This window comes from Actinoplanes philippinensis, assembly GCF_900113015.1.
GTDB classification, from domain to species: domain Bacteria; phylum Actinomycetota; class Actinomycetes; order Mycobacteriales; family Micromonosporaceae; genus Actinoplanes; species Actinoplanes philippinensis.
In genome coordinates this window covers 84,885-108,077 of the sequence record NZ_FONV01000017.1, presented here as the reverse complement: position 1 = coordinate 108,077, position 23,193 = coordinate 84,885, and the positions used below count along the sequence as shown (strand labels likewise).

General features: G+C 71.2%; 21 protein-coding genes and 1 tRNA gene. 12 read left to right on the top strand and 10 right to left on the bottom strand.

Annotated features, from left to right (window positions below):
* Nucleotides 1-34 precede the first annotated feature (34 nt).
* From BM290_RS37705 to BM290_RS37695, 3 genes are all read left to right on the top strand, one after another.
* Complete coding sequence (locus BM290_RS37705) at nucleotides 35-1,369, top strand: hemolysin family protein (RefSeq protein ID WP_093620827.1); 1,335 nt, start codon at nucleotides 35-37, stop codon at nucleotides 1,367-1,369.
* Complete coding sequence (locus BM290_RS37700; protein WP_093620744.1) at nucleotides 1,362-2,402, top strand: hemolysin family protein; 1,041 nt, start codon at nucleotides 1,362-1,364, stop codon at nucleotides 2,400-2,402. Before BM290_RS37705 ends, BM290_RS37700 begins: the two co-directional genes overlap by 8 nt.
* Before the next feature lie 111 nt (nucleotides 2,403-2,513).
* A complete protein-coding gene (locus tag BM290_RS37695; protein ID WP_093620743.1) occupies nucleotides 2,514-3,422 on the top strand; it encodes a LamG-like jellyroll fold domain-containing protein in 909 nt (302 codons plus the stop codon).
* 318 nt (nucleotides 3,423-3,740) lie between these two features.
* Here BM290_RS37695 and BM290_RS37690 read toward each other — a convergent pair.
* Nucleotides 3,741-3,811 (bottom strand) — tRNA-Gly (locus BM290_RS37690).
* Between the two features lie 211 nt (nucleotides 3,812-4,022).
* Complete coding sequence (locus tag BM290_RS37685) at nucleotides 4,023-4,529, bottom strand: pyridoxamine 5'-phosphate oxidase family protein (protein ID WP_093620742.1); 507 nt, start codon at nucleotides 4,527-4,529, stop codon at nucleotides 4,023-4,025.
* Nucleotides 4,530-4,625: 96 nt separating this feature from the next.
* Between BM290_RS37685 and dcd the strand changes: the two genes are divergently transcribed.
* Nucleotides 4,626-5,204 (top strand): dCTP deaminase, encoded by a 579-nt coding sequence (dcd, locus tag BM290_RS37680; RefSeq protein WP_093620826.1) that lies wholly within the window; start codon nucleotides 4,626-4,628, stop codon nucleotides 5,202-5,204.
* A gap of 67 nt (nucleotides 5,205-5,271) precedes the next feature.
* Here dcd and BM290_RS37675 read toward each other — a convergent pair whose 3' ends face one another.
* Nucleotides 5,272-5,748 (bottom strand): YcxB family protein, encoded by a 477-nt coding sequence (locus BM290_RS37675; RefSeq protein WP_093620741.1) that lies wholly within the window; start codon nucleotides 5,746-5,748, stop codon nucleotides 5,272-5,274.
* Nucleotides 5,749-5,831: 83 nt separating this feature from the next.
* On the opposite strand from BM290_RS37675, the gene BM290_RS37670 reads away from it, so the two are divergent.
* Complete coding sequence (locus BM290_RS37670) at nucleotides 5,832-6,110, top strand: YciI family protein (RefSeq protein WP_093620825.1); 279 nt, start codon at nucleotides 5,832-5,834, stop codon at nucleotides 6,108-6,110.
* Nucleotides 6,111-6,120: 10 nt separating this feature from the next.
* Here the strand turns inward: BM290_RS37670 and BM290_RS37665 are convergent, their stop codons facing one another.
* The gene (locus tag BM290_RS37665; RefSeq protein ID WP_093620740.1) at nucleotides 6,121-6,663 is read right to left on the bottom strand and encodes a phosphoribosyltransferase; all 543 of its coding nucleotides are present in this window, start codon (nucleotides 6,661-6,663) and stop codon (nucleotides 6,121-6,123) included.
* 123 nt (nucleotides 6,664-6,786) lie between these two features.
* Here BM290_RS37665 and BM290_RS37660 point away from each other — a divergent pair, with 123 nt between their 5' ends.
* Nucleotides 6,787-7,959, top strand: coding sequence for a PP2C family protein-serine/threonine phosphatase (locus tag BM290_RS37660; RefSeq protein WP_093620739.1), 1,173 nt, complete (start codon nucleotides 6,787-6,789; stop codon nucleotides 7,957-7,959).
* 2 nt (nucleotides 7,960-7,961) lie between these two features.
* Here BM290_RS37660 and BM290_RS48775 read toward each other — a convergent pair whose 3' ends face one another.
* A complete protein-coding gene (locus BM290_RS48775; RefSeq protein ID WP_177320062.1) occupies nucleotides 7,962-8,117 on the bottom strand; it encodes a hypothetical protein in 156 nt (51 codons plus the stop codon).
* A 269-nt stretch (nucleotides 8,118-8,386) separates the two neighbouring features.
* Here BM290_RS48775 and BM290_RS37655 point away from each other — a divergent pair, with 269 nt between their 5' ends.
* Complete coding sequence (locus BM290_RS37655; protein WP_093620738.1) at nucleotides 8,387-10,243, top strand: acyl-CoA dehydrogenase; 1,857 nt, start codon at nucleotides 8,387-8,389, stop codon at nucleotides 10,241-10,243.
* A gap of 153 nt (nucleotides 10,244-10,396) precedes the next feature.
* The gene (locus BM290_RS37650) at nucleotides 10,397-12,589 is read left to right on the top strand and encodes an Ig-like domain-containing protein (protein ID WP_093620737.1); all 2,193 of its coding nucleotides are present in this window, start codon (nucleotides 10,397-10,399) and stop codon (nucleotides 12,587-12,589) included.
* Between the two features lies 1 nt (nucleotide 12,590).
* On the opposite strand, the gene BM290_RS37645 is transcribed toward BM290_RS37650, so the two are convergent.
* The gene (locus tag BM290_RS37645; protein WP_093620736.1) at nucleotides 12,591-13,109 is read right to left on the bottom strand and encodes a SixA phosphatase family protein; all 519 of its coding nucleotides are present in this window, start codon (nucleotides 13,107-13,109) and stop codon (nucleotides 12,591-12,593) included.
* Nucleotides 13,110-13,220: 111 nt separating this feature from the next.
* Between BM290_RS37645 and BM290_RS37640 the strand changes: the two genes are divergently transcribed.
* A complete protein-coding gene (locus BM290_RS37640; RefSeq protein ID WP_093620735.1) occupies nucleotides 13,221-13,496 on the top strand; it encodes a DUF6458 family protein in 276 nt (91 codons plus the stop codon).
* Between the two features lie 43 nt (nucleotides 13,497-13,539).
* Here BM290_RS37640 and trhA read toward each other — a convergent pair whose 3' ends face one another.
* Nucleotides 13,540-14,217 (bottom strand): PAQR family membrane homeostasis protein TrhA, encoded by a 678-nt coding sequence (gene trhA, locus BM290_RS37635; protein WP_093620734.1) that lies wholly within the window; start codon nucleotides 14,215-14,217, stop codon nucleotides 13,540-13,542.
* Between the two features lie 78 nt (nucleotides 14,218-14,295).
* Between trhA and BM290_RS37630 the strand changes: the two genes are divergently transcribed.
* The 3 genes from BM290_RS37630 to BM290_RS37620 are packed head-to-tail and all read left to right on the top strand — an operon-like array spanning nucleotide 14,296 to nucleotide 16,476.
* The gene (locus BM290_RS37630) at nucleotides 14,296-14,901 is read left to right on the top strand and encodes a 5-oxoprolinase subunit B family protein (RefSeq protein WP_093620733.1); all 606 of its coding nucleotides are present in this window, start codon (nucleotides 14,296-14,298) and stop codon (nucleotides 14,899-14,901) included.
* Nucleotides 14,898-15,737 (top strand): 5-oxoprolinase subunit C family protein, encoded by an 840-nt coding sequence (locus BM290_RS37625; RefSeq protein ID WP_093620732.1) that lies wholly within the window; start codon nucleotides 14,898-14,900, stop codon nucleotides 15,735-15,737. Before BM290_RS37630 ends, BM290_RS37625 begins: the two co-directional genes overlap by 4 nt.
* Nucleotides 15,733-16,476, top strand: coding sequence for a LamB/YcsF family protein (locus tag BM290_RS37620; RefSeq protein WP_093620824.1), 744 nt, complete (start codon nucleotides 15,733-15,735; stop codon nucleotides 16,474-16,476). The genes BM290_RS37625 and BM290_RS37620 overlap by 5 nt, the downstream gene beginning before the upstream one ends.
* A 51-nt stretch (nucleotides 16,477-16,527) precedes the next feature.
* Here the strand turns inward: BM290_RS37620 and BM290_RS37615 are convergent, their stop codons facing one another.
* From BM290_RS37615 to BM290_RS48770, 3 genes are all read right to left on the bottom strand, one after another.
* On the bottom strand, nucleotides 16,528-18,321 hold the full coding sequence (locus BM290_RS37615) for an NHL domain-containing thioredoxin family protein (protein ID WP_093620731.1): 1,794 nt from the start codon (nucleotides 18,319-18,321) through the stop codon (nucleotides 16,528-16,530).
* 77 nt (nucleotides 18,322-18,398) lie between these two features.
* Entirely contained in the window at nucleotides 18,399-22,523 is a 4,125-nt protein-coding gene (locus BM290_RS37610; RefSeq protein ID WP_093620730.1) for an LppU/SCO3897 family protein, read from the bottom strand.
* 418 nt (nucleotides 22,524-22,941) lie between these two features.
* Complete coding sequence (locus tag BM290_RS48770; protein ID WP_177320061.1) at nucleotides 22,942-23,082, bottom strand: hypothetical protein; 141 nt, start codon at nucleotides 23,080-23,082, stop codon at nucleotides 22,942-22,944.
* Nucleotides 23,083-23,193 lie beyond the last annotated feature (111 nt).

Genomic DNA, 23,193 nt, shown 5'->3' with positions numbered 1-23,193 from the left:
GGTCCGGCACAATGAGGTCCGAGGTGAAGCGATCATGGACGGCCTGCTCCTGACCGCGGTGCTCCCGTTGGTGGCCTTTGCGCTGCTCACGGCGGGCAACGCGTTTTTCGTGGCGGCCGAGTTCGGGTTGGTGACCGTCGATCGTGCGGAGATCGACACCCGGGCCACCGCGGGCGATCGAGCGGCCGGCCGGGTCCGGACCGCCCTGCACGAGCTGTCCTTCCAGCTCTCCGGCGCACAGCTCGGCATCACGCTCACCGCGCTGCTCACCGGATACCTGGCCGAGCCGGCCCTCTCCGAGCTCTTCATCCCGCTGATCGAGCCGGTCGCCGGCGCCTCCACCGACACCGTCACACACGTGATCGCCCTGGTGGTGGCCACCCTGGTCTCGATGCTCTTCGGTGAGCTGGTGCCGAAGAACGCGGCACTCGCCCGGCCGATGGGCATCGCGCTGCGCACGGCGGCACCCCTGCGTACCTTCTCGATCGTCTTCAAATGGCTGATCGCCGCGCTCAACGGCACGGCGAACTGGCTGGTCCGGCGCCTCGGCATCGAGCCTCAGGAGGAGCTGGCCAGCGCCCGCTCCCCGGAGGAGCTCGGCCTGCTCGCCGCGATCAGCGCCTCGGCCGGCGCGCTGCCCGCCGAGACCGCCACCCTGCTGCGCCGGACCATCCGGTTCGGGGAGAAACGGGCGGCCAAGGCGATGACCCCGCGGGTCGACGTCGTCGGGCTCAAGACCACCGCGACCGTCGCGGACCTCATCACGGTGGCGCGTGAGACCGGTCACACCCGATTTCCGGTGTACGAGGTGACGCTCGACGTGGTCACCGGAGTGGTCGGCGTGAACGACGCTCTCGGCGTGCCACCCGAGCGACGGGCCGCGACCCGTGTCTCCACCCTCGCCCGGGAGCCGGTCTACGTGCCGGAGAGCCTCAACCTGGACAAGGTGCTCGAGGTGCTGCGGACGGCCGGCGCCGACCTGGCCATCGTGGTCGACGAGTACGGCGGCACCGACGGCGTCGTCACGATCGAGGACCTGGTCGAGGAGCTGGTGGGCGAGATCGCCGACGAGCACGACGCCGACCTCGACGAGACCGGCACACAGGAGCTGACCGCCCCCGGCGGGGAGAAGACGTTCCTGGTGGACGGGCTGCTCCGGGAGGACGAGGTGCACGAGCAGACCGGCTTCCGGCTGCCCGAGGGGCCCTACGAGACGCTGGCCGGCTTCCTGCTGGCCCGCCTCGGGCACATCCCGGTCGCCGGCGAGTCGCTGGAGGAGCACGGGTGGGAGTTCACCGTGATGGAGGTCGACCGGCACCGCATCGAGCAGGTGCGCGTGGTCGCCCCGCCGGAGCCGTCCGATGACTGAGCTGCTCTTCGTCGCGGTTCTGCTGATCGGAAACGGTCTCTTCGTAGGTGGCGAGTTCGCACTGATCGCGTCTCGGCGTACCGCGCTGGAGCCGTTGGCGGAGACCTCGCAGGCGGCCCGCTGGGCGCTGTCGGCGATGAGCCAGATCCCGCTGATGATCGCCGGCGCCCAGCTCGGCATCACCATCTGCACGCTGGTCCTCGGCGCGATCGCCGAGCCGACCGTCGCGCACCTGCTGGAGACGCCGTTCCATGCGATCGGCCTGCCGGACAACGCGGTGCACCCGATCGCCTTCGTGCTGGCGCTGATGATCGTGACGTTCCTGCACACGGTCGTCGGCGAGATGGTGCCGAAGAACATCACGCTGGCCGGTCCGGAGCGGTCCGCGCTCATCCTCGGCCCGTTCATGCTGGCCTTCTGCATCGCCACCAAACCGCTGCTCAACGCGATGCGCTGGGCCTCCCGCAACATCCTCAAGCTGTGGAAGATCGAGACCACCGACGCGGTCAAGACGGTCTTCACCGCCGAGGAGCTGGCCGGCATGGTCACCCAGGCCCGCAGCGAGGGGCTGCTCGGCTCCGAGCAGTACGCCCGGATCCACGCCGCGCTCGGCCTCAGCAACCGCACCGCCGCCGACACCCTGCTGCCCTGGTCACGGGTCACCACCGTGGCCGCCGACGTGTCGCCCGCGACGCTCGAAGCGGTCGCCACCCGCAGCGGCCGGTCCCGGTTTCCGGTGGTCCAGCGCGACACCCGGCGGGTGCTGGGATTCGTGCACGTCAAAGACATCCTGGGGTACGGCGGAGCCCAGCGCCGCCTCCCGGTGCCCGCCGAAGTGATCCGCCCGCTGGCGGTGGTGCCGCCGGACCGCAGCCTCGCCGATCTGCTGCTCACCATGCGCCGCGACCGCCTGCACATCGTGCTGGTCAGCGACGGGCGCCGGCCGCTCGGTGTGATCACTCTCGACGACGTGCTGCACGCGGTGATCGGCGAACCGTCCGGAGCAGCGCATTCGGCGTCACGGATGCGGTGATCTGCGTTACCCCGTTTCGGAGTCGGTAGTTCGGTCTACCGCTTTCGAGTGCTTTTCGGCGGTTTCGGTGCGCCCGTTCGCGACTTAGGCATCATTCCGGACAATTGGCGCATGCTTCACTTCCGGCGGCGCGTCGTACCGATCGGTGTCCTGTCTGCGGCTCTCGTCCTGGCCGGGGTGTCACTCATCCTCCAGCGCACCCCGTCCGTCGCCGGGCCGCCCGTCAGCTCCGTACCCAACACAGTCCCGGCCACCTCCGGTGCGCCACTCCCCACCGGGCCCACGCCCATGGCGTCCCGGGCGGTGCCCGGATTCCTCGACAACGTCAGCGCCTTCTCCGCCCCTGTCACACCCGGCCAGATCCGGATAGCCGCAGCGCCGTTCGAAGTCCGGTACGACTTCGACGGCGGTGTCGGCCGGCCCATCTCCGACCTCACCGGCAGGCACGAACTGCGGCCCCTCGGACAGAACGGGGGCGCGCTCCGGCTCGTACCCCAAGGATCCGGTCTTGCCGTCGCCTACCCGGACCGGTGCACCCTCCCCCGGGAACGGGACTGCCCCCGGGCCATCCTCGAAGGCTTGCGCGACGACAGCCTCAACCCCGGCCGCCGGGCGCTGCGTTACGGCGCATCCATCCGGATGACCCACGCCGACCTCGCCGACGGGGCCAACGTGCTCCAGAAGGGGTACTCGGTCGGTGGGACGAGCCAGTACAAACTCCAGGTCGACCATCGGCAGGGCCATCCCAGTTGTGTGGTCGCCGGCCCCCGCACCGGCATCTACCGGGCCGAACCCTGGCTCAACGTCGCCGACGGCAACTGGCACGACCTGGAGTGCCGCCGAACCCCCGAACGCCTGATCACCGTCGTCGACGGCGTCCCCCGGGCCTGGGTGCCGATCCCGTCCCAGCTCTCCATCGCCAACGCCGAGCCCCTTCGCATCGGCGGCAAGGGGCCGGCCCCGGGCAACGACCAGTTCGCGGGCGCAATAGACGACGTCTTCATCGCCATCGGCAGCTGAAGCCCCACCCGAGGCCCGCCCCTCCAGCCCACCGTCCCGTCCTGTTCCGATGTGCTGGAGGCCGCTCGGGGCCGGCTGAGGTTTCTTGTTCCGGGGTTCGTGATGCCGCTAACCGGACTGCCGGAGCGTGCGCTCGCCGCCCTGCGGGCGACCGGCGTGCTCGCCATCGTCGATGCGCTCGTGCGAGGAGGCGAGCGGTCTCGGTGACGTGGCCGCATTTGGCGAGCACCGTGACGCGGTGTCCGAGGGCTCGGCCCTCGGGCAGATATGCGAAGAGGCCCGGTTCGCGCTTTCCGCGAACACGGGCCTCCGCCTCTGAGCGGGTGACGGGAATCGAACCCGCACTGTCAGCTTGGGAAGCTGATGTTCTGCCATTGAACTACACCCGCAAGCTGCCCCACTGTACCTGATTATCCGAGTCGGCGGCGGCGCGGCCCCACGATTGGCGGGGGTGATCCGCGAGGCGATGACACGGCGGCGGCCGGCGTGGGCGGCCCGCGCGCGGGCGAGCGGTCGGGCTGGGCTGGGGCGACGGGCGGCATGCCTCCGGTGATGGGGTCGTCGCCGGTGTCGGCACGCGGTCGTGGGAAGGGTGCGTGGTCAGCTGGCGACGGCCAGCAGGTTGGGCTTCGGGTGGGGGGCGCGCCAGGTCTGGGCGTAAGCCGGCAGGAATGGGGTGGCGGCCAGCGGGAGGGCGCCGGCTGGGCCGTGGCGGCGGAGCATGGCCTTGTCGATCGTCAGCTCGAACAAGCGCCAGTCGACGTCGGGCGAAGCGTGCAACGTGCCGGCCAGGTGGGCGATGATCCGCGGGTCTCGGACCGGGACGGCTCTGCCGGTCAGGGTGGCCTCGTCGTCGTTGTCCTCCGGTGGGTAGGCGTGGAGGGCGTAACGTCCATCGCGTTCGAGGTCGCGGCGCTTCGGGGAGTCGACGATGAAGCAGTAGAGGCCGTCGACGGTGAAGACCGGGGAGACCGGGTGGACCCGTGGGCCGCCGTCGGGGCGGATGGTCGCCAGGTAGCCCATGCCGGGACCGTACTGCTGCAGGAGCGCACGGATGCCGTCGGCGAGCGCCGGCTCGGCGGCGGCGAAATCGGACCAGGAAGCCATGACCGCATCCTATCGAACATATGTTCGACCCGGCCACCGAACACGCCGATGGGTGGCTGATCCGGGTGACTTCAGGCTGGTCGGTATGGTGTGGCGATGCTGCTCTCCGACCGTGACCTCGTCTCCGAAATCAAGGCGGGTGGGCTCTCGCTCGAGCCGTTCGAGCCGTCGCTCATGCAGCCGTCCAGCGTCGACGTGCGGCTGGACCGGTTCTTCCGGGTGTTCAACAACCACCTCTACACCCACATCGACCCGGCCGAGCAGCAGGATGAGCTGACCGCCCCGGTGGAGGTGGAGGATGGTCAGCCGTTCGTGTTGCATCCGGGCGAGTTCGTGCTGGCGTCCACGCTCGAGGTGATCACCATCGGGCAGGACCTGGCGGCTCGGCTGGAGGGGAAGAGCAGTCTGGGGCGGCTCGGTCTGCTGACCCATTCGACGGCCGGGTTCATCGACCCCGGGTTCTCCGGGCACGTGACGCTGGAGCTCTCCAACGTGGCCAACCTGCCGATCAAGCTCTGGCCGGGGATGAAGATCGGACAGCTGTGCATCTTCCGGCTGTCCAGCCCGGCTGAGCACCCGTACGGTTCGGCCGTCTACGGGTCCCGTTATCAGGGGCAGCGCGGTCCGACGGCCAGCCGCTCGGCGCAGAATTTCCGGACGTGGCCGACCCATTGAGGCTGACCGGCGAGACGCGGACCCGCCCCGGTCGTCGGTGAGCACGTAGCCGTACCCCCGAAGGTTTTCAAGCCAGCCGCCGGACCGGCAACCCGCGCGCCGAAGCCGTGCCGAGGACCTGCTCGATCTGTGCCGGGCTCAGCCCGGCCGTCGGGACCGGCAGGAACCGTGCGCCGCGCAGCCGGAAGAGCAACTGCCCGGAGAGATGTTCGACGGATCGGACGGCCCGCCAGGCGTACGCGTGCCGCGCCTCCGCGTCGGAGCTGGCGACGCCGCCCTCGCTGATCTCGTAGGTGGTGAGCCGCCCGGCCCGCAGGCCGCGCGCGGTGTGGTTGAGCAGGATCACCGGCACGAGCACGGCGAGCGCCGCCCCGCCGGCCAGCAGGCCCGCGCTGAGATCGCCGGTGACTCCCAGCAGAAGTGCCGCGACCAGCAGGAACGCCCACCCGGTGAAGCGGGCGGCGAGCACCGGGCGACGGAGGCCGTGCCGGGTGGCGGCGGCGATCAGCGCCGGATCGGCAACCGCGGTGATCTGGATCTGCACTCCAGAAAAGTACCTTTTGCCCGGCGCGGATCGACACCGTCCAGGTGGCCGACGGGGGTTCTACGATTGGCGGCGTGTATCTCATGATTTCGACGTACCTGAAGCCGCTCGACGAGGTCGACGCGGCGCGTGCCGACCACCTGGCCTTCGTCGACGAGCTGGAGAAGACGGGCTACGCGGTCACCGCCGGCCGGATGGACCCGCCGACCGGCGGCATCATCCTGCTGGACGTGGACACCGAGGCCGAGGCGCACGAGGTGATGGCCACGGACCCGTATGTGGTTCGTGGCCTGGCCTCCTACGCGGCGACCGGCTGGCATCCGACCCGGGGCGTGCTCGCCGGTTACCAGCGCGCCCGATAGTCCAATTTGTTTACGGGTCGAGGTCCATTCCGGTCAGCAGACCTCTGATCGCCAACTCGGCGGAGACCTCGGGCGGGCACTCGTCGACGATCACCGCCGCGCCCAGGTATCGGGAGCCGAGCAGTTCGCGCAGGCCGCGAGCCTGAGCCCCGGTGGCCGCCCAGTCGTCGACGACGAGGACACGGTCGCCGGGGCCGATCAGTCTCTCCCGGACGCCGAGCCGCTGGACGTCGCCGCGATGGTCGGTGGGCACGTCGGCCCAGATCATCGGCTCGGCGATGGCGCGGCGTGCCCCGGCCCGGTACGCCTCGACGAACCCCACCCCCAGCGCGCGTGCCACCAGCGGCCCGACCATGAATCCGGTCACCTCCGGCGAGACCACGACGGTCGGCCGGTCGGCGCGGAACAGGTCGCCGAGGGCCGGCCCGAGTCCGTCCAGGATGCGCGGGTCACGCCACCATCCGGAGCGGTCGCTGACCATGTAGTCGTGGCCGGGGCCGAGGTCGGTCCAGCGGAAGGCGGATCGGAGAAGATCACGGAGATCGTCGGTCACGCAGACATCCTGTCACCGGCCGCCGTTCTCGTTGGACCGACCGAATGACCGCGGTACCTACGGTGGGTCAGAACCGACTCAGCCTACGGGTCAAGTTGATGCCCGACGACAGGTCGATCGGGCATGCTGTTCGGCGGAACCATGCCTACTTTCATGGCGGGACGACACCCGCTGAGCCCAGGGAACCGCGCCGGGATCGGTGCGGCCCTCGTGCTGCTCGCGATCGTGTCCGCCGTGGAGCTGGCCGAGGGCCCCTATCCGCGGCTCGTGGGGCTGCTCGCCGCCGTGCCGTTCGTGGCCGCGATCTTCGCCGTCTGGCAGTTGGTGCTGGGCGCCGGAGTGGTCGCCACCGCGGTCGGGGCGCTTTTCGTCGCGCTGACGCCCTCCGCGGCTGCCGCCGGGCTGCCGCCGGACCATGCGGCCATACAAAATCTGGAGCTGGCCGGGCTGGTCAATCTGATGGGCGTCGTGCTGGCCACCGGCGTGGCGGCCGGTGGGGCCACCATCCGGCAGCGGCAGGCCGACAAGATCGCGGAGCTGTTGCGGCTGGCGGCGGTGGCCCAGCAGGCGGTGCTCCGGCCGATCGGGCCGCAGGTGGGCGCGCTGGCCGTGGCCGGCCGGTACATCTCGGCGACCGCCGCGGCGGACATCGGAGGGGACCTCTGCGAGGCCCTCAACACGCCTTACGGCGTCCGGATCATCATCGGGGACGTACGCGGAAAGGGCCTCGACGCGGTACGCCTGGCGAGCATCGTGCTCGGGTCGTACCGGCATGTGGCGTACGAGCGTGCCGATCTGAAGTCGATGGTGCAGGACCTGGACCGGGCGGTGGCCCGCAGTGTCGGCGACGAGGACTTCGTGACCGCGGCCCTGGTCGAGGAGCGGGGCGGCACGCTGACGATCGTCAACTGTGGACATCCGGCGCCGCTGCTGCTCCGGCGCGGCCAGGTCATTCCCTTGGAGCCGCCCGCGCCGGCGCCGCCGCTCGGCTTCATGCCCGAGGTGAAGGCGCGGGTGGAGCGGCTGGAACCGGGTGACCGGTTGCTGCTGTTCACCGACGGTCTGGGTGAGGCCCGCCGGGATGGTGAGTTCTTCCCGACCGCCGACCGTGCGTGGCGCCTGCTGGGCCACGGCACGGTCGGGGACGGTCTGGCGTCGCTGGAGACGGCCCTGGTCGACTGGGTCCACGGGCGTCTCGAGGACGACATCGCACTGGTTCTGCTGGAGTACGCCGGTCCGGACGGCGACGCTGCCGTCTCGGTGCCCAGCTGGGAGGTCGGAGCCGCGGGCAGCTGACCTCAGGCCGCGCTGTCCTCGGGCTCGACCGGGGCGGCCGGTGAGGTCGGCGCGGGTGCCGGTGGTGCCTGCTCGGGCTGGCGATGCCGCCCGACGTAGTTGCGCGGCTGGTTGGCCTGACGCGGCTCCGGGATCAGGTTCTTGAGCGTGGCGAACATGGCGTCCCCCCTGTTCGTAGCTGTCTATCCCTTAGAACGAGCCTTACCGGGCTTCGATACGTGATCAGCGCGTCGAAGTAGGCAAATGGCCGAACGGCTGTATCGACGGCCACCCGATCGGGGACCTCCGCCCCACGAAACGACGGACATGCGCCCCTTCCCGCTGGGTTCGCCCAGAAATCCTGGCCGGGTTGTCGCTGGCTACCGATGAGTAATAGAGTGGGGGTTACTGACGGGTAACTCGCGTCCGGAGAGCGGGGCCAAGCACCATGACGCACTACAAGAGCAACCTTCGTGACCTCCAGTTCAACCTGTTCGAGGTCTTCGGAGCCGAGAAGTCGCTCGGCCAGGCGCCGTTCGACGAGTTCGACCTCGAGTCCGCACGTGACGTGCTCGTCGAGGTCGACCGGCTGGCCCGCGAGGATCTCGCCGCCAGCTACACCGACGCGGACCGCAACCCACCGGTCTTCGACCCCGCGACGAACACCGCGCCGCTGCCGGAGTCGTTCAAGAAGTCCTACGAGACGTTCATGGCGTCCGAGTTCTGGCGGCTCGACCTGCCGACCGGCCTCGGCGGCACCCCGGCGCCGCGCAGCCTCGTCTGGGCCGTCGCCGAGCAGATCCTCGGTGCCAACGCCCCGGTCTGGATGTATTCGTCCGGTCCGTCCTTCGCCCACGTCGTGTGGATCGAGGGCACCGACGAGCAGAAGGAGTGGGCCAAGCTCTTCGTCGAGAAGCAGTGGGGCTCCACCATGGTCCTCACCGAGCCCGACGCCGGCTCGGACGTCGGCGCCGGCCGTGCCCGCGCGATCCCGCAGCCGGACGGCTCGTGGCACATCGAGGGCGTCAAGCGTTTCATCACCTCGGGTGAGCACGACCTGAGCGACAACATCATCCACTACGTCCTGGCCCGCCCGGTGGGCGTCGAGGGCGTGGGTGGCCCCGGCACCAAGGGCCTGTCGCTCTTCATCGTGCCGAAATACCACTTCGACCCGGCCACCGGTGAGCTCGGCGAGCGCAACGGCGTCTACGCCACCAACGTCGAGCACAAGATGGGCCTCAAGGTCTCCAACACGTGCGAGATGACCTTCGGCGAGCACGGCACCCCGGCCAAGGGCTGGCTGCTCGGCGAGGTGCACCAGGGCATCCGGCAGATGTTCATGATCATCGAGAACGCCCGGATGATGGTCGGCACGAAGGCGATCGCGACCCTGTCGACCGGTTACCTCAACGCGCTGGAGTATGCGAAGAACCGCGTACAGGGCGCCGACCTGGTGCAGAACACCGACAAGGCCGCGCCGCGGGTCACCATCACCCACCACCCGGACGTACGCCGTTCGCTGATGCTCCAGAAGTCGTACGCCGAGGCCCTTCGCGCCCTGGTCATCTACACCGCGACCTGGCAGGACAAGGTCGCCATCGCGCAGGCCGCCGGCGACGAGAAGGCCGCGAAGATCGCCAGCCACGTCAACGACTTCCTGCTGCCGCTGGTCAAGGGCGTCGGCTCGGAGCGGGCGTACGAGTTGCTCGGCGCCGAGTCGCTGCAGACCTTCGGCGGTTCCGGCTTCCTCCAGGACTACCCGCTGGAGCAGTACGTCCGGGACGCGAAGATCGACACCCTCTACGAGGGCACCACCGCGATCCAGAGCCTCGACCTGATCTTCCGCAAGATCGTGAAGGACGGCGGGCGTACGCTCGGCACTGTCGCCGCCGAGATTCAGGGCTTCGTCGAGAGCGAGGCCGGCAACGGTCAGCTCAAGAACGAGCGGCTCGCCCTCGGCAAGGCGCTCGGCGAGATGCAGAACATCCTCGGTGTCACCCTGGGCTGGCTGCAGGCCGTGCAGAACGGTGAGGCCCGTGAGCTCTACAAGATCGGCCTGAGCTCCCGCCGCATTCTGCTGGCCCTCGGCGACGTGATCCTCGCGTGGCTGCTGCTGCGCCAGGCCGAGGTCGCGCTGATCGCGCTGAACGGCGAGGTCTCCGAGGCGGACAAGAAGTTCTACACCGGCAAGGTGGCCGCGGCCCGCTTCTTCGTCGCGGAGATCCTGCCGCGGATCGGCGCCGACCGCCGGATCATCGAGAACACCACCCTCGACCTGATGGATCTGGACGAGGACGCGTTCTGATCAGACTTTTCCCACTCTCCTGAAAAAAGACTCGGGCCCGGCGGACAACGACGTCCGCCGGGCCCGAGTCTTTTCGGCGTTACGCGAACGTATCGACGTGCCGTATGATCACCTTCGAATTCCAGAGTGGATCTTTCCGGCACGGGGGCCTGAATGCGTATCGTCTCGTCTTCCCTGGTCGCCGCCTTGATGGTGGGGCTGGCTGCGGCTCCGGCGTCGGCTGCGACAGAGGACCGGATCCTGCCGGGCCGTCTGGTCGTCGGGCTGACCCCGGCCGGCAGCGCCGACACCGTTCTCGCCCGCATCGGCGACCTCGCGCTCGGCAGCCGTCCGGTGCCCGGGCTGAACGCCATCGTCGTCGACGTTCCGGCGGACAGGCGTATCGAAGCGGGTGACCGGGCACGCGGCGCCGGCGTCCGGCACGTGCAGCCCGATGTGAAGGTCACCACCGGGGTGGTGCCGGGCGACGCCGCCAAGGCCGGGTCTCTGGAGACGAACCGGGTGGCCGGCGCGCGCACCTGGGGGCCGGGGCGTGCGGGTGTCCTCGTCGCGGTGGTCGGCACCGGCGTGAGCCCGGCCGCGGAGCTGCCGGCCGCCCGTATCCGGCCCGGCCGCGACTTCGTGGGCGGCGACGAAGACGCGGCGGACGAGGACGGCAACGGCACGGCGGTCGCCGCAGTCATCGCCGGGACCGGCGACAGCGGCGTCTGCGCTGACTGCGACATCCTTCCGGTCCGGGTGCAGGGCGGCGTCGCCGACGGGAACGCCGTGGACCTCGCCGCCGGCATCGTCTGGGCCGCCGACCAGGGCGCTCGGGTCATCGCCGTCACCGGGACCACCGACTTCCCCACCTACCTGTTGAAGGACGCGGTCGCGCACGCCGAGGCCAAGGGCGCGCTGATCGTGAACGGGTCCGGGAGCACCGGGATCGTGCAGCCCCAGCACCCGGGAAACTACGGTGACGTGCTCACGGTCAGCACGGTGGACGGCTCGGGGCGCAAGAGCAGCAACACCAATCGGAACAACGCCTTCTACATCGACGTCGCGGCCGCCGACAACCTGTACGTCGCGGGCCGCTACCTGGCCGGCTCGTCGGCATCGGCGGCCGTCGTGGCCGGCGTCGCCGGTCTGGCCTTCGCCGCGAAACCCGGCGTGTCCGCCGCCCAGGTGCGCGACGCGGTCATCCGGGGCGCTATCCCGAGCCCGGAGCAGTCCTACGACCCGCCGATCCTCGACGCGTCCTATGTGCTGAACGCGATCGGTGGCGCCGACACCACGGCCCCTGTCGTGTCGACCGGCTTCACCGACGGCCAGGCGCTCGGTGACTGGATCGAGGTGCGTCCGACGGTGACCGACGACCACGCGGTGGCGCGTGTCGAGGTGCTGGTGGACGGCATCCTCATCGGGGAACGGTCGCGGCCCTGGGACCAGCCCGTCTGGATCGACCCCTCGGTGGGCGGCGCCGGGTCGCGGACGATCACGGTCCGGGCTCATGACTACGCCGGCAACGTCGGCGAGAAGGCCACGACTGTGACCTTCGACACTTCCGCACCGGCGGTCACGATCGACTCGCCGAGTCCGGCGCCGTTCCTGCGTAACCCGGTAGACGTCGTCGCCACGGTGACCGGCGAGGCGACCCGGGTCTACGCCAACGGCATGCCGATGACCCGGCTGCCGGGCACCGACCGGTGGAAGGCGACGATCCAGGTGCGGAACAATGCCGGCCCGCTGTTCGGGGTGACCGCCTACGACGCGGCCGGCAATGGCGGCAGTGCGGCCTTCGAGGGCAGGGTGGACGACGCGGCGCCGACCGCCACCTCGATCAGCCCGGGATCGGGCGCCCGGATCCGCGGCACCGCGACGGTGACGATCTCCGGGGTGAAGGACGATGTCTCCGGGGTCGGGCAGGCCGAGCTCTGGGCCAACGGCCGGCTCGTCGGCCGGGACACCACGGCGCCGTACTCGGTGAAGGTGGCCACCGGGGCGTACTCCGGGAACGTCGATCTGGTCTGGAAGCTGACCGATGTGGCGGGCAACTCGCGGACCTACTCCCGCCGGGTGATCGCGGACAACGCCGGGCCGTCGGTGTCGATCAGCAAGGCGCCCGCCAACAAGGCGAAGATCAAGGGCACGACCAGGGTGTACGTGAAAGCGTCCGATCCCAGTGGCGTCGCGCGGGTGGAGCTGCTCGTGAACGGCAAGGTGGTGGCCCGGGACAGCACCGCCGGCTACGTGCTCGCCTTCAACGCGACCAAGCTGAAGAAGACGATGAAGGTCCAGGTCCGGGCGTACGACAAGCTCGGCAACGTGAAATACACGAGCACCCGGACCTGGTACCGGAAGTAGATCAGCCGCGGGCGGTGTGGGACCGGGTGAGGCGCATCGAGCCCGGTTCCACCGATGACCACGGCTTCTCGCCGGTGTGGACGGCCAGGCCGGAGGTCTTCATCTCGACGACGGTGCCGGTGTACTGGTCGTCCGGCAGCAACACGGCGGACACTTCGGACATCGTCGGGTTGTGGCCGATCACCAGGACCGTACGGACCGTGTCCGGCACCTCGTGCAGCAGATCGAAGACCTCGCCGCCGCGGCCCAGATAGAGCGATTCCGGGTAGTGCACCTCGGGCGCGGCCTGCCCGGACCGGCCCTGTGCCAGCGCGATCGCCGCATTCTGCCAGGTCTGCCGGGTGCGTTTGGCCGGCGAGCAGATCACCAGGTCGGGGTGCAGCCGCTCGTCGACGAGCCAGGCGCCGGCCGCGTCGGCGTCGAGGCCACCCCGGTCGGTGAGGGCGCGGTCGTAGTCGTCGAAGTCGCCGGGGGTCTCCGCCTTGGCGTGGCGCAGCAGGATGAGCGTCCGCGTGGTCATCGGTACAGCTTGCCTGATTGGGATTCGGCCTGTGCGGGTAAACGCCCGATCAACGCATTCATCACGGTCGAGCGGGCTCGCACGGCCGGGCGGACACCCGAGGAGGGTCCGATGGGCATCGGTGCAAGCATCTTCCTGCTCGCTCTGGGGGCGATCCTGGCGTTCGCCGTGGAGGCGGACATCAGCGGACTGGACATCGGCGTGATCGGCTGGATCCTGATGCTGGCCGGACTGGCCGGCCTGGTCATCACGCTGGCGTTCTGGAGCAACCGTCGCCGGACCGTGGTGACCCGCACGCAGCAGCCGGTCGCCGGCGCGGGTTACACCGAGGTTCGCGAAGTCCGTCGGGACGACGTCCCGCCGCCGCCTCCCCCGGCGTACTCCTGACGTACGACGGCCCGGACTTCTCCTCGAAGTCCGGGCCGGTTTCTCAGGCGTACAGAGCGAAGTAGACGGCGATGTGGTGGCAGATCGCCGCGACCAGCGTGCAGGCGTGGAAGAACTCGTGATGGCCGAATACGGTCGGCCACGGGTTGGGCCGGCGCAGCGCGTAGAACACCGCGCCGATCGTGTAGATGGCGCCGCCGACGAGCAGCAGCACCAGGCAGGTGACGCCGCCGACCTGCAGCACCTCGGGGATGATCGCGACCGCGACCCAGCCGAGGGCCACGTAGAGCGGCGCGCCCGCCCAGCGGGGCAGATGCGGCCAGATCATCTTCAGCGCGACACCGCCGAGGGCGCCGCCCCACACCAGGCTGAGCAGGACCACCTGCTGGGTGCCCTCGAGCAGCAGCACACAGAACGGCGTGTAGCTGCCGGCGATGAAGATGAAGATCATCGAGTGGTCGGCGCGCCGCATGATCTGGTAACCGCGCTCGCTCCACACCCTGCGGTGATAGAGCGCGCTGATGCCGAACAGGCCGCACACGGTGATGCTGTAGAGCAGACAGCTGAGGAACGGCGAGATGCCGGGGCGGCTCAGCGCTATCGAGCTGAGCACGATGCCGCACACGAGCGCGACGAAGAACGCGTACTGATGCAACCGGCCGCGTAGTCGCGGCTTGCCGAGGTCGGTCGGCTTCATCCGGAACGGGGCTGAGGTCGTCACGCGTTCTAGGTTACGGCACCGTAGGTTACTGGACGGTAGTGATGCCGGATACGGTTGACACCGCAGGATGATTTCCACATGAAGATACGACGGGTGGGAGCGGCCGGGCTACTGATCGAGTGCGATGACGCCGACCGGGTCGAGGACTGGCGGGCTGAGCTGTGGCGACGCCGCGAGACAGGTGAACTGCGAGCTACCGAGATCGTGCCCGGCGCCAGGACCGTCCTGATCGACGGAGTGCCCCCGGGCACCGCCGAACTGCTGCCGCTCTGGGAGCCGGCGCGCGGCGGAATTCAGTCCGAAGGGCCCCTCGTGGAGATCCCGACGGTCTTCGACGGTGAAGATCTCGAACCCGTCGCCGAACTCTGGGGTGTCTCCGCCGGAGAGGTCGTGCACCGTCTGGTCGAAACGCCCCTGCACGTCGCCTTCTCCGGCTTCGCACCCGGATTCGCCTATCTGCGAGGTCTCCCGGACGCCTGGGCGGTCCCCCGGCTCGCCGCTCCGCGGCCTCGCGTTCCGGCCGGCGCCGTCGCGCTGGCCGGCGGCTACGCGGGCATCTACCCCACGGCCTCCCCGGGCGGGTGGCGGCTCGTCGGCCACACCGATCAAAACCTCTTCGACGTACGGCGGAAGCAGCCCGCCCTCCTCACCCCCGGGACTCGTGTCCGGCTGGTGACGGCATGATCACCGTGCTGCGGGCCGGGCCGCTGACCACCGTGCAGGACCTCGGCCGGCCGGGATACGCGCACCTCGGCGTGCCCCGCTCCGGCGCCCTCGACGAACCGGCCCTGCGTCTCGCCAACCGCTTCGTCGGCAACCCCGACGACGCCGCCGCCCTGGAGACCACCCTGCTCGGCTGCGCGCTCCGCTTCGCCGAGGCGGCCCTCGTGGCCGTCACCGGAGCCGTCGCCCAGGTCGACGTGAACGGACGCCCCGCCGAACGCCCGCACGGGCACCAGCTCTTCGAGGTGCCGGCCGGCGGGATCGTCGACATCAAACGGGCCAGCCGTGGCGTGCGCTCCTACATCGCCGTGGCCGGGGGGATCGCCGTCGAGCCGGTGCTCGGCAGCCGGTCCACCGACACGCTCTCCGGGCTCGGGCCGGCCCGCCTCACCGACGGCGCCACACTGCCCGTCGGCATGCCCACCGGCGCCGCCCCACTCGTCGGCGAGGCCGCCCGGATCGGCGGGGAGCTGGTGCTCGGCATCCGGCTCGGGCCGCGCGACGACTGGTTCGCGGCACACGGGCTGTTCGGTTCCGCGTACCGGATCAGCCCGTTGAGCAACCGGGTCGGCGCGCGGCTCGCCGGCAACGCCCTGACCCGCGCGAAGGCCGGCGAATTGCCCTCCGAGGGCGTCACCCTCGGGGCCGTGCAGGTGCCGGCCGACGGACAGCCGATCGTCTTCCTCGCCGACCATCCGACGACCGGCGGTTATCCGGTGATCGGCGTGGTCGACGACGTCACACCCCTGGCGCAGGCGCGCCCCGGCACTACGGTGAGGTTCCGTGAACTCGATTGACCTGAACGCCGACCTGGGCGAGGGCTTCGGCGCCTGGCGCCTGGGCGACGACGACGCCCTGCTCGACGTGGTGACCTCGGCAAACGTGGCCTGCGGGTTCCACGCCGGCGATCCGTCCACGATGGCCACGGTCTGCCGGCGCGCCGTGGAGAAAGGCGTCGCGATCGGCGCGCAGGTCGGCTACCGGGACCTCGCCGGTTTCGGGCGGCGCCGGATCGACTACGCTCACGACGAGCTGCGCGACGACATCGTCTACCAGATCGGGGCGCTGGAGGCTTTCTGCCGGATCGCCGGCGACCGGGTGCGGTACGTGAAACCGCACGGCGCCCTCTACAACACCGCAGCGGTCGACGAACTGCAGGCCTCCGCCGTGGTGGCGGCCGTCGTCGCCTACGACACCAGCCTGCCGGTGCTCTGCCAGCCCGGCTCGGTGCTCGCCCGACGGGCCGCCGAGACCGGTCTGACCGTGGTCGGTGAGGGATTCGCCGACCGTGGCTACCTGCCGGACGGCCGGCTCGTGCCCCGGTCCCGGCCGGACGCGCTGGTGCACGACCCGGACGAGGTGGTCGCCCGGGTCGTGCGGATGGCGGTGGACGGCTCCGTCACGGCCGTCGACGGCTCCACCGTGGAGTGCCGCGTGCGGTCGATCTGCCTGCACGGCGACACCCCGGGAGCGGTGCGCCTGGCCCGGGCGGTCCGGGACGGGCTAGCCGGCCGCCTGACGGTTCAGGCCTTCTGAGCCAGCGCCACCCGGCCCGCTGTCGCTTCCCATGCCCCGTCAATGATGGGTTCACGCATCCAGGCCGCGCAGGATCAGCGGGAGCCGGTCCGGGCCGGCCGGGTCGATCACGATCGGCACACCCCAGTCCTGCCGGGTCAGGTGACACGCGCCGAATTCGGCGTCCACATCGCACGTCGCCGCCTGCGCCACGACCTGCAGAACACCCTTCGGAACATCCGGATTGAGTACGATTTTCCGTGACAGATCAGTAGTCGTGCCTTCTCCCGCCAGGAGCAATTCAGCGGGCGACGCCGACACCACCAGCCGTACCGGCGAACCGAACTGGCTGTCCAGCTTCTGCCCCGGCGCCGGAGTGAAGATCACGTCGAGGGTCACCTCACCCGGCGCCAGGTGCGACGGCGGCCGCTCGGTCTTGTGCCGCTCGCCGTCGACCCGCTTCACCACGCCCGGAGCCAGCCGGGTCAGCCGATGCGCGGCCGACTCCACCACGACCACCGTGCCATCCGCCAGCACCAGGACGTCGCTCGGCTCGGCCAGGCCCGCATCCACCGTGGACACCTCGCCCGACGCCGGATCGAAACGACGGACCGCGCCGTTGTACGTGTCCGCCACCAGCACCGAGCCGTCCGGCAGAGCCGCCACACCGAGCGGGTGCTGGAACAGCGCCTCGGCCGCCGGCCCGTCCACGTGACCGAAATCGAACAGACCCTGGCCGACCGCGGTGTGCATCACCCCGTCCTCGATCCAGCGCAGCGCCGACGTCTCACTGTCCGCGATCCACAGCCGCGTCCCCTCCGCGCTGACCGACAGCCCGGACGGCTGCGCCATCCACACATCCGGGATCGGGCCGTCCCGCAGCGCCTCCACGGTCGTGCCCGCGTACACACCGACCGTGCGCTTGATCGGGTCGAACCACCACAGCTGGTGGATGCCCGCCATCGCGACGACGACCTTCCCGTCGAACCACGCCAGGTCCCACGGCGAGGACAGGTCGGCGGCGAGCGCGTCGTGCGCGTGATCGTCGACCGCGGAGCGCCACGGCCGCCCCGACCCGGCCACCAGCGTCACCTCGCCCGTCGCGGTATTGAACCCGCGCAACTGGTGATGCACCGTGTCGGCGACCACCACGTCATAACCGGCCACCTCGGCGGCGTGCGGTGGCAGCAGCACCAGGCCCTGCGGCTCGCTGAACGGCTCACCCCGGACCCCACTGCCGATCCGGCGGACCAGGGTCTCGCCGTCCGGCGTCAACTCCACCAGCGAGTGCCGAGCCGAGTCGGAGACCAGCAGATTGCCGCTCGGCAGCTCGATCACCTTGCCGGGGAACCGCAGCAGGCCCTCCGGAGCGGGCGGCGGCACATACGGCCCGTCACCGCGGTGCAGGGTGCCCTTCGCCTGGTGCACGGTGATCAGCTCGTCGATCAGCCGGGACAGACCCTCGGCGTGGCCCTCGCCCGCCATCGACGCGACCAGGTAACCCTCCGGGTCCACCACGGCCAGGGTCGGCCACGCCTTCGCCGCATACTGCTGCCACACGTGCATGTCGCCGTCGTCGACGACCGGGTGGTGCACCCCATACCGCTCCACGGCCGCGGCCAGCGCCACCGGGTCACGCTCGTGCTCGAACTTCGGCGAGTGCACGCCGATCACGACGATCGCGTCACCGTACTTCTCTTCGATCGGCCGCAGCTCGTCCAGGACGTGCAGGCAATTAATGCAGCAGAAGGTCCAGAAATCCAATATTAGGATTTTTCCGCGCAGATCGGCCAGAGTGAGGGCCTTACCGCCGGTGTTGAGCCAACCGCGACCCTTGAGTTCGGGCGCACGCACGCGAAATTCCATCCCGCCATGGTGCCTCGCCCGGCCTCCCGACGCAGAACGGCCTCACCAACCGGTGAGGCCGTTCACGAAAACGTCGATCAGCCGTTCTTCTTCAGGCAGAGCACCTGGTCACCGTCATCCTTCGGGACCACGATGTACGGCTGGGACACGTCGCCGCACTGCTCCTTGACCGTCACGATCGACACCACCTGGAACGTGTCCGGCTCGGTGCAGGCCGCCACCACCGGAGTGGTGCCCTCCCGCCGGACACAGTCACCCTGGGCCACGCTGAAGTCGTCACCCGAGATCAGGTAGACCAGCCCGAAGACCAGGCTCAGCAGCAGCGCCGCACCCAGCACGACGGCCAGGGCCACCGGGATCGTACGGACGTTCACCTTCCCCGACGGAGCCGGAGCCGGCGCCGGCGGGTCGGCCTTGAACTGGTCGAACTTGCCCTGCTCGTCGGCCGGGCCGGGCCAGCTCGTGGTGTCCTCCGGACCGGGCGGGGTCACCGTGGCACGAGCCGCCGGGCTGCTCGGATACACCCCGCCGCCGGGCTGCTCACCCGGCATCGGAGGCAGAGCCGGAGCCGGGACGTACGGCGACGAGTTACCCCGGCCGGACACATCGGTGGTGTGCTCGTTGTACTGGTCCGGGAAGCCACCCGGCCCGGCGCCGCGACCGGCGACATCCGTGGTGAACTCGCTGTACGGCGGGCCGGACGGGTCGCCCGGAGCACCGAACTGACCCGGGAACTGCGGCGAACCCGGCATCGCCGGCCCACCCCCCGGGAACGGCGAGGCGCCCGCAGCGTCGGGACCCGGGAACTGGCCACCCCGCGCGTCACCACCCGGGAACTGCGGAGAGCCCGGCATCGCAAACGGCGAACCGCCACCCGGCGGCGTCTCCGGCGGAGCGACCCGTGCGCTGGCCGTGGCGCGGGCGGTGGCCCGGGCCGGCGACTGCGGGGCGACACCGGGAGCGCCCGGACCTCCCGGAGCGCTGAGGCTGGCCGCGCCGCCGTCGCCGGACGGTGGCTGGAAACGATCATCGTTGGAGGGTGTGCCCGAGAACGGGGCCGCAGCGCCGAACGCCGTCGACGGCGGCGGGAAACCGCCCGATGGCGACTCCTCCGCGGAGGACCCACGGTCGTCGGCGCCTCGCTGCGGAAGGCCGAACCCACCGGACGGCGGGCCGCCGAACGGCGACGTGGGAGCGGGCGGGAAGCCGCCGGAAGGGCTGTCCCCCTGCGGTGCTCCGTAGGTGTTGTCGCCCTGTGGCGTGCCGTAGGTGTTGTCGCCCTGCGGTGTGCCGTAGGGCGCGGAGGACGCCGACGGGAAACCGCCGGACGGGCCGTCTCCCCGCGGGGTGCCATAGGGGGAAGCCGAGCCGCTGGACGCGTTGTCGCCCTGCGGCCCACCGAACGGCGAGGTCGGTGCGGGCGGGAAGCCGCCCGACGGGCTGTCGCCCTGCGGGCCGCCGTACGGCGAGGTCGGTGCGGGCGGGAAGCTGCCGGACGGGCTGTCGCCCGCCGAGGAACGCCCACCGAGCGGCTCACCCGGACGGCCGGAACCGCCGAACTGCGTGGGGCCACCGAAACCATCACCCTGCTGGGACGGCCCACCGAAGGGGTCGCCCTGCTGCGAGGGACCACCTTGCTGGGACGGCCCACCGAAGGGGTCGCTCTGCTGAGACGGCGCCCCGAACGGGTCGTTCGACTGTGGAGAACCGCCCTGCTGCGACGGGCCGACGAAAGCATCGCCCTGCGGGGACGGCCTGCCGAACGGGTCGCCCGACTGCGGGGAACCGCCGAACGCGCCGCCCTGCTGCGGCGGCCCGCTGAGCGGGGCACCCTGCGGGGAGGAACTGCCGTAGGGGCCGCCGAACGGCGAGGTCGGGGCCGGGGCGAAACCACCGGACGGGCTCTCGTCGCGCTGCGGCAGACCGTTCGGCTGGCTCGGGGCGAACGGCGAAGCCGAATCACCCCCGCCGCGCTGAGGCAGAGCGCCGGGCTGTCCGCCGAACTGCGAGCCGCCGAAGCCACCGGACGGCGACGGGGAACCGCTGGACGGCGAGGTGCCGAAAGCGCCGGACGGGGACTCGTCGGTGGTCGAAGGCTCGTCGGAGTTGTCCGCCGGGGCGGCGGCCGGACGGCCGTAGACGCGGGCCTGCGGTGCCGCGTTGGACTGCGGGGGGAGCTCGGCGGCCTCGGCCGGGGTGACCCGGACGCCCGGGACCGACGCGCTGGCGGTGACCGGTCGGGCCGAGCCGACCGCGGGCTTCTTCGCCGGGTCACGAGGCTGCGGGACCGCGGCGCCGCCCTGCGGTTCGTCGGCCGAGGCGGACGGGGGCAGGGCGCCACCCGTGGAGAGCGCCGCACCGGGCACACGCTGCGGATACCCGGCGGCGGACAGCTGCGGTTCGCCACCGTCGCGCGGGGTGGCGGAGGCCTCCGGCGCGAACGGCTCGCGACGGTCACCCGAGGCGCCGAAAGCAGGCTTGTCACCGGGCGCCGGGAAGGCCCCGGAACCCCCGGACGAGGCCGGCCCGCCGAACGGCGAGTTGTCAGCGGGCGGCGGGAAGGCCCCGGACGAGGCCGGCCCGCCGAACGGCGAGTTGTCAGCGGGCGCCGGGACGGACCCACCGGGCGCGGAACCACCGAAACGCGAGTTGTCTCCGGCGGGGAAGGACCCGCTGGGGGAATTACCGAACGGCGAGTTGTCGGTGGCTGGGAAAGACCCGCTAGGGGCAGATCCGCCGGGGGAAGTGCTGCCGTGAGGGGAACCGCCAAGGGCAGCACCGCCGAAGGGCGAATTGTCCCCGGCCGGGAAGGATCCGTTCGGGGAGGGGCTACCGAAAGGCGAGTCGGCGGGCGGCGGGAAGGACCCACCGGGCGCGGGACTGCCGAACGGCGAGTTGTCTCCGGCGGGGAAGGATCCGCCGGGAGGGGTGCCGAACGGCGAGTTGTCGCCGGCCGGGAACGATCCACCAGCCGTGGAGACACCGAAGGGCGGATTGTCAGCCGGGGGCGGGAAGGAGCCGGCGGACCCGCCAGAACTGCTGGGGCCGCCTGGGCCACCGAGGCTACCGGGCGCACTCGAGCCGCCGGGCGCACCCGAGCTGCCGGACGTGCCTGGGCCGCCGGGGCTGCCGAACGGCTGGTTGTCGGCCGGGGACGAGAAACCGCTGAACGGCTGCTGCCCCCGAACCGGCAGGTCGAGGCTCGGCTGGCTGCCGGAGGGTGACTCGGTGCCGGGCCCGGCCGGGGCGCGCAGCGGGAAGCCGCCGCCCTCGCCGCGCCGGGACGGGAAGCTGGTGCTGGCCGGAGCGGGAGGAGCGCCGTCGGCGGGGGGCTCGGGGGTGCGGACGTTCTGCATCCAGCTGTTCTGCGCCGGGCCGGTGCTGAACGCGCCGGGCGCCGAGTTGTCCGGCAGGTCGGAGAGGCTGGCGCCGGGCACCCGGACCGGCTGGTCGCCGAAGGCGGAGAACGAACGGCCGAGGCCACCGTCCTCGGGCGCGGAGGCGCCGGGAGTCCGTGTGGGCAGCCCGCTCGGGGTGAGCCGGCCGCCGGATGCCTCCGGGCCGGACGCGGGCGGGGCTGCTGCGGCGTGCCCAGGCGGCGGCGGGAAACCGGCGCCGCCGGACTGCTGCGGGAGACCAGCGCCGCCGGACTGCTGCGGGAGACCAGCGCTGCTGGACTGCTGCGGGAGACCAGCGCCGCCGGATTGCTGCGGGAGACCGGCGCTGCTGGACTGCGGGTCGGAGCCCGGCGTGGCGCTGCCGGGCGGAGCCCAGCCGGCGTCGAGCGGCGCGGGAGCCGCGCCGGAGGCCGGGACGGACGCGGCGCCCGAGGCCGGAGCGGAGGGGGCCGAACCATACGGCGGCGGTGGCGTGCCAGGCTGCCCATACGGATCGGGCGACGGCGCGACCGAACCATACGGCGACGCCTCGGGCTGCGGCACACGGGCCGAGCCGTAGTTGGTGCCACCCTGGCCGGAGCCGGCGCCGAAGGTGGACACGGCGGGCACGACGAACGGCGAGCCGCCACCGGGCGCGGTGGTCGGCGGTGGTCCGTAGGAGTTGGGGAAGCCCTCAGCGGGTGGCTGGGCCGATGCCCGGCCGGCGATCCGCTGTGCGTCGGGGTCGGGCGGGAACCCGCCCGACGTGGGTCCGCCCGACGTGGCCTCGGCCGGCTGACCGGCGTGCTGCCCCTCGGACGTCATACGCGCCTCCTCATCGATGCGGCCGTGCCAGCTTTGCACGGACGCGACTCCACCGACGACCTTCCGCCAGGGGTCGTGCCAGCTTTCCGGCCTGGCCGTGCTGGGACCGCGGGCGTTGTCGCTGCCCGGGTGGCCCCGGTCTCCCTCGCCGACCGGCCGTGCCGGTTCGGGGACCGTGCCCACGGTACCGGGCGGGCGCGGCGGGAGGAATCCCGGTGTACGCCCCTTGGGGACCTCCTGCCGATCTTCGAGGCCGAGTCGAGACGCGACGAGGGAGTATCCGGGTGACGGGGAGCGCTGGGGACCTGATCCACGGACAAACGTGAAAGAAACCGGCCAGATCGCCGGATGGATGCGAAACAGCCCGCCCGGGTGATCCGGACGGGCTGCGACGTCGTGTGCGAGGAGGCGGACTGCCTCAGTTGGTCCAGCGGCGCTGGGCGATCACGGCGATCTCGTCGCGCATGGCCTGCGTGGGCGCCGACTGCATCGCGCGCTCGATGGCACGGTTCTGGCGGCTGATCATCCGGTGCCGGCGAATGCGGTCGATCATGTTCATTGCACTGCTCACTTCCCCCGCGGTGGCGGGTCTGGCTCTGACGAGCGTCGCCGGACCGCTTGTGGCGGACCCCCTCGGCGCGCGTCCCGTTGTCGACTCAAGTATCCGACG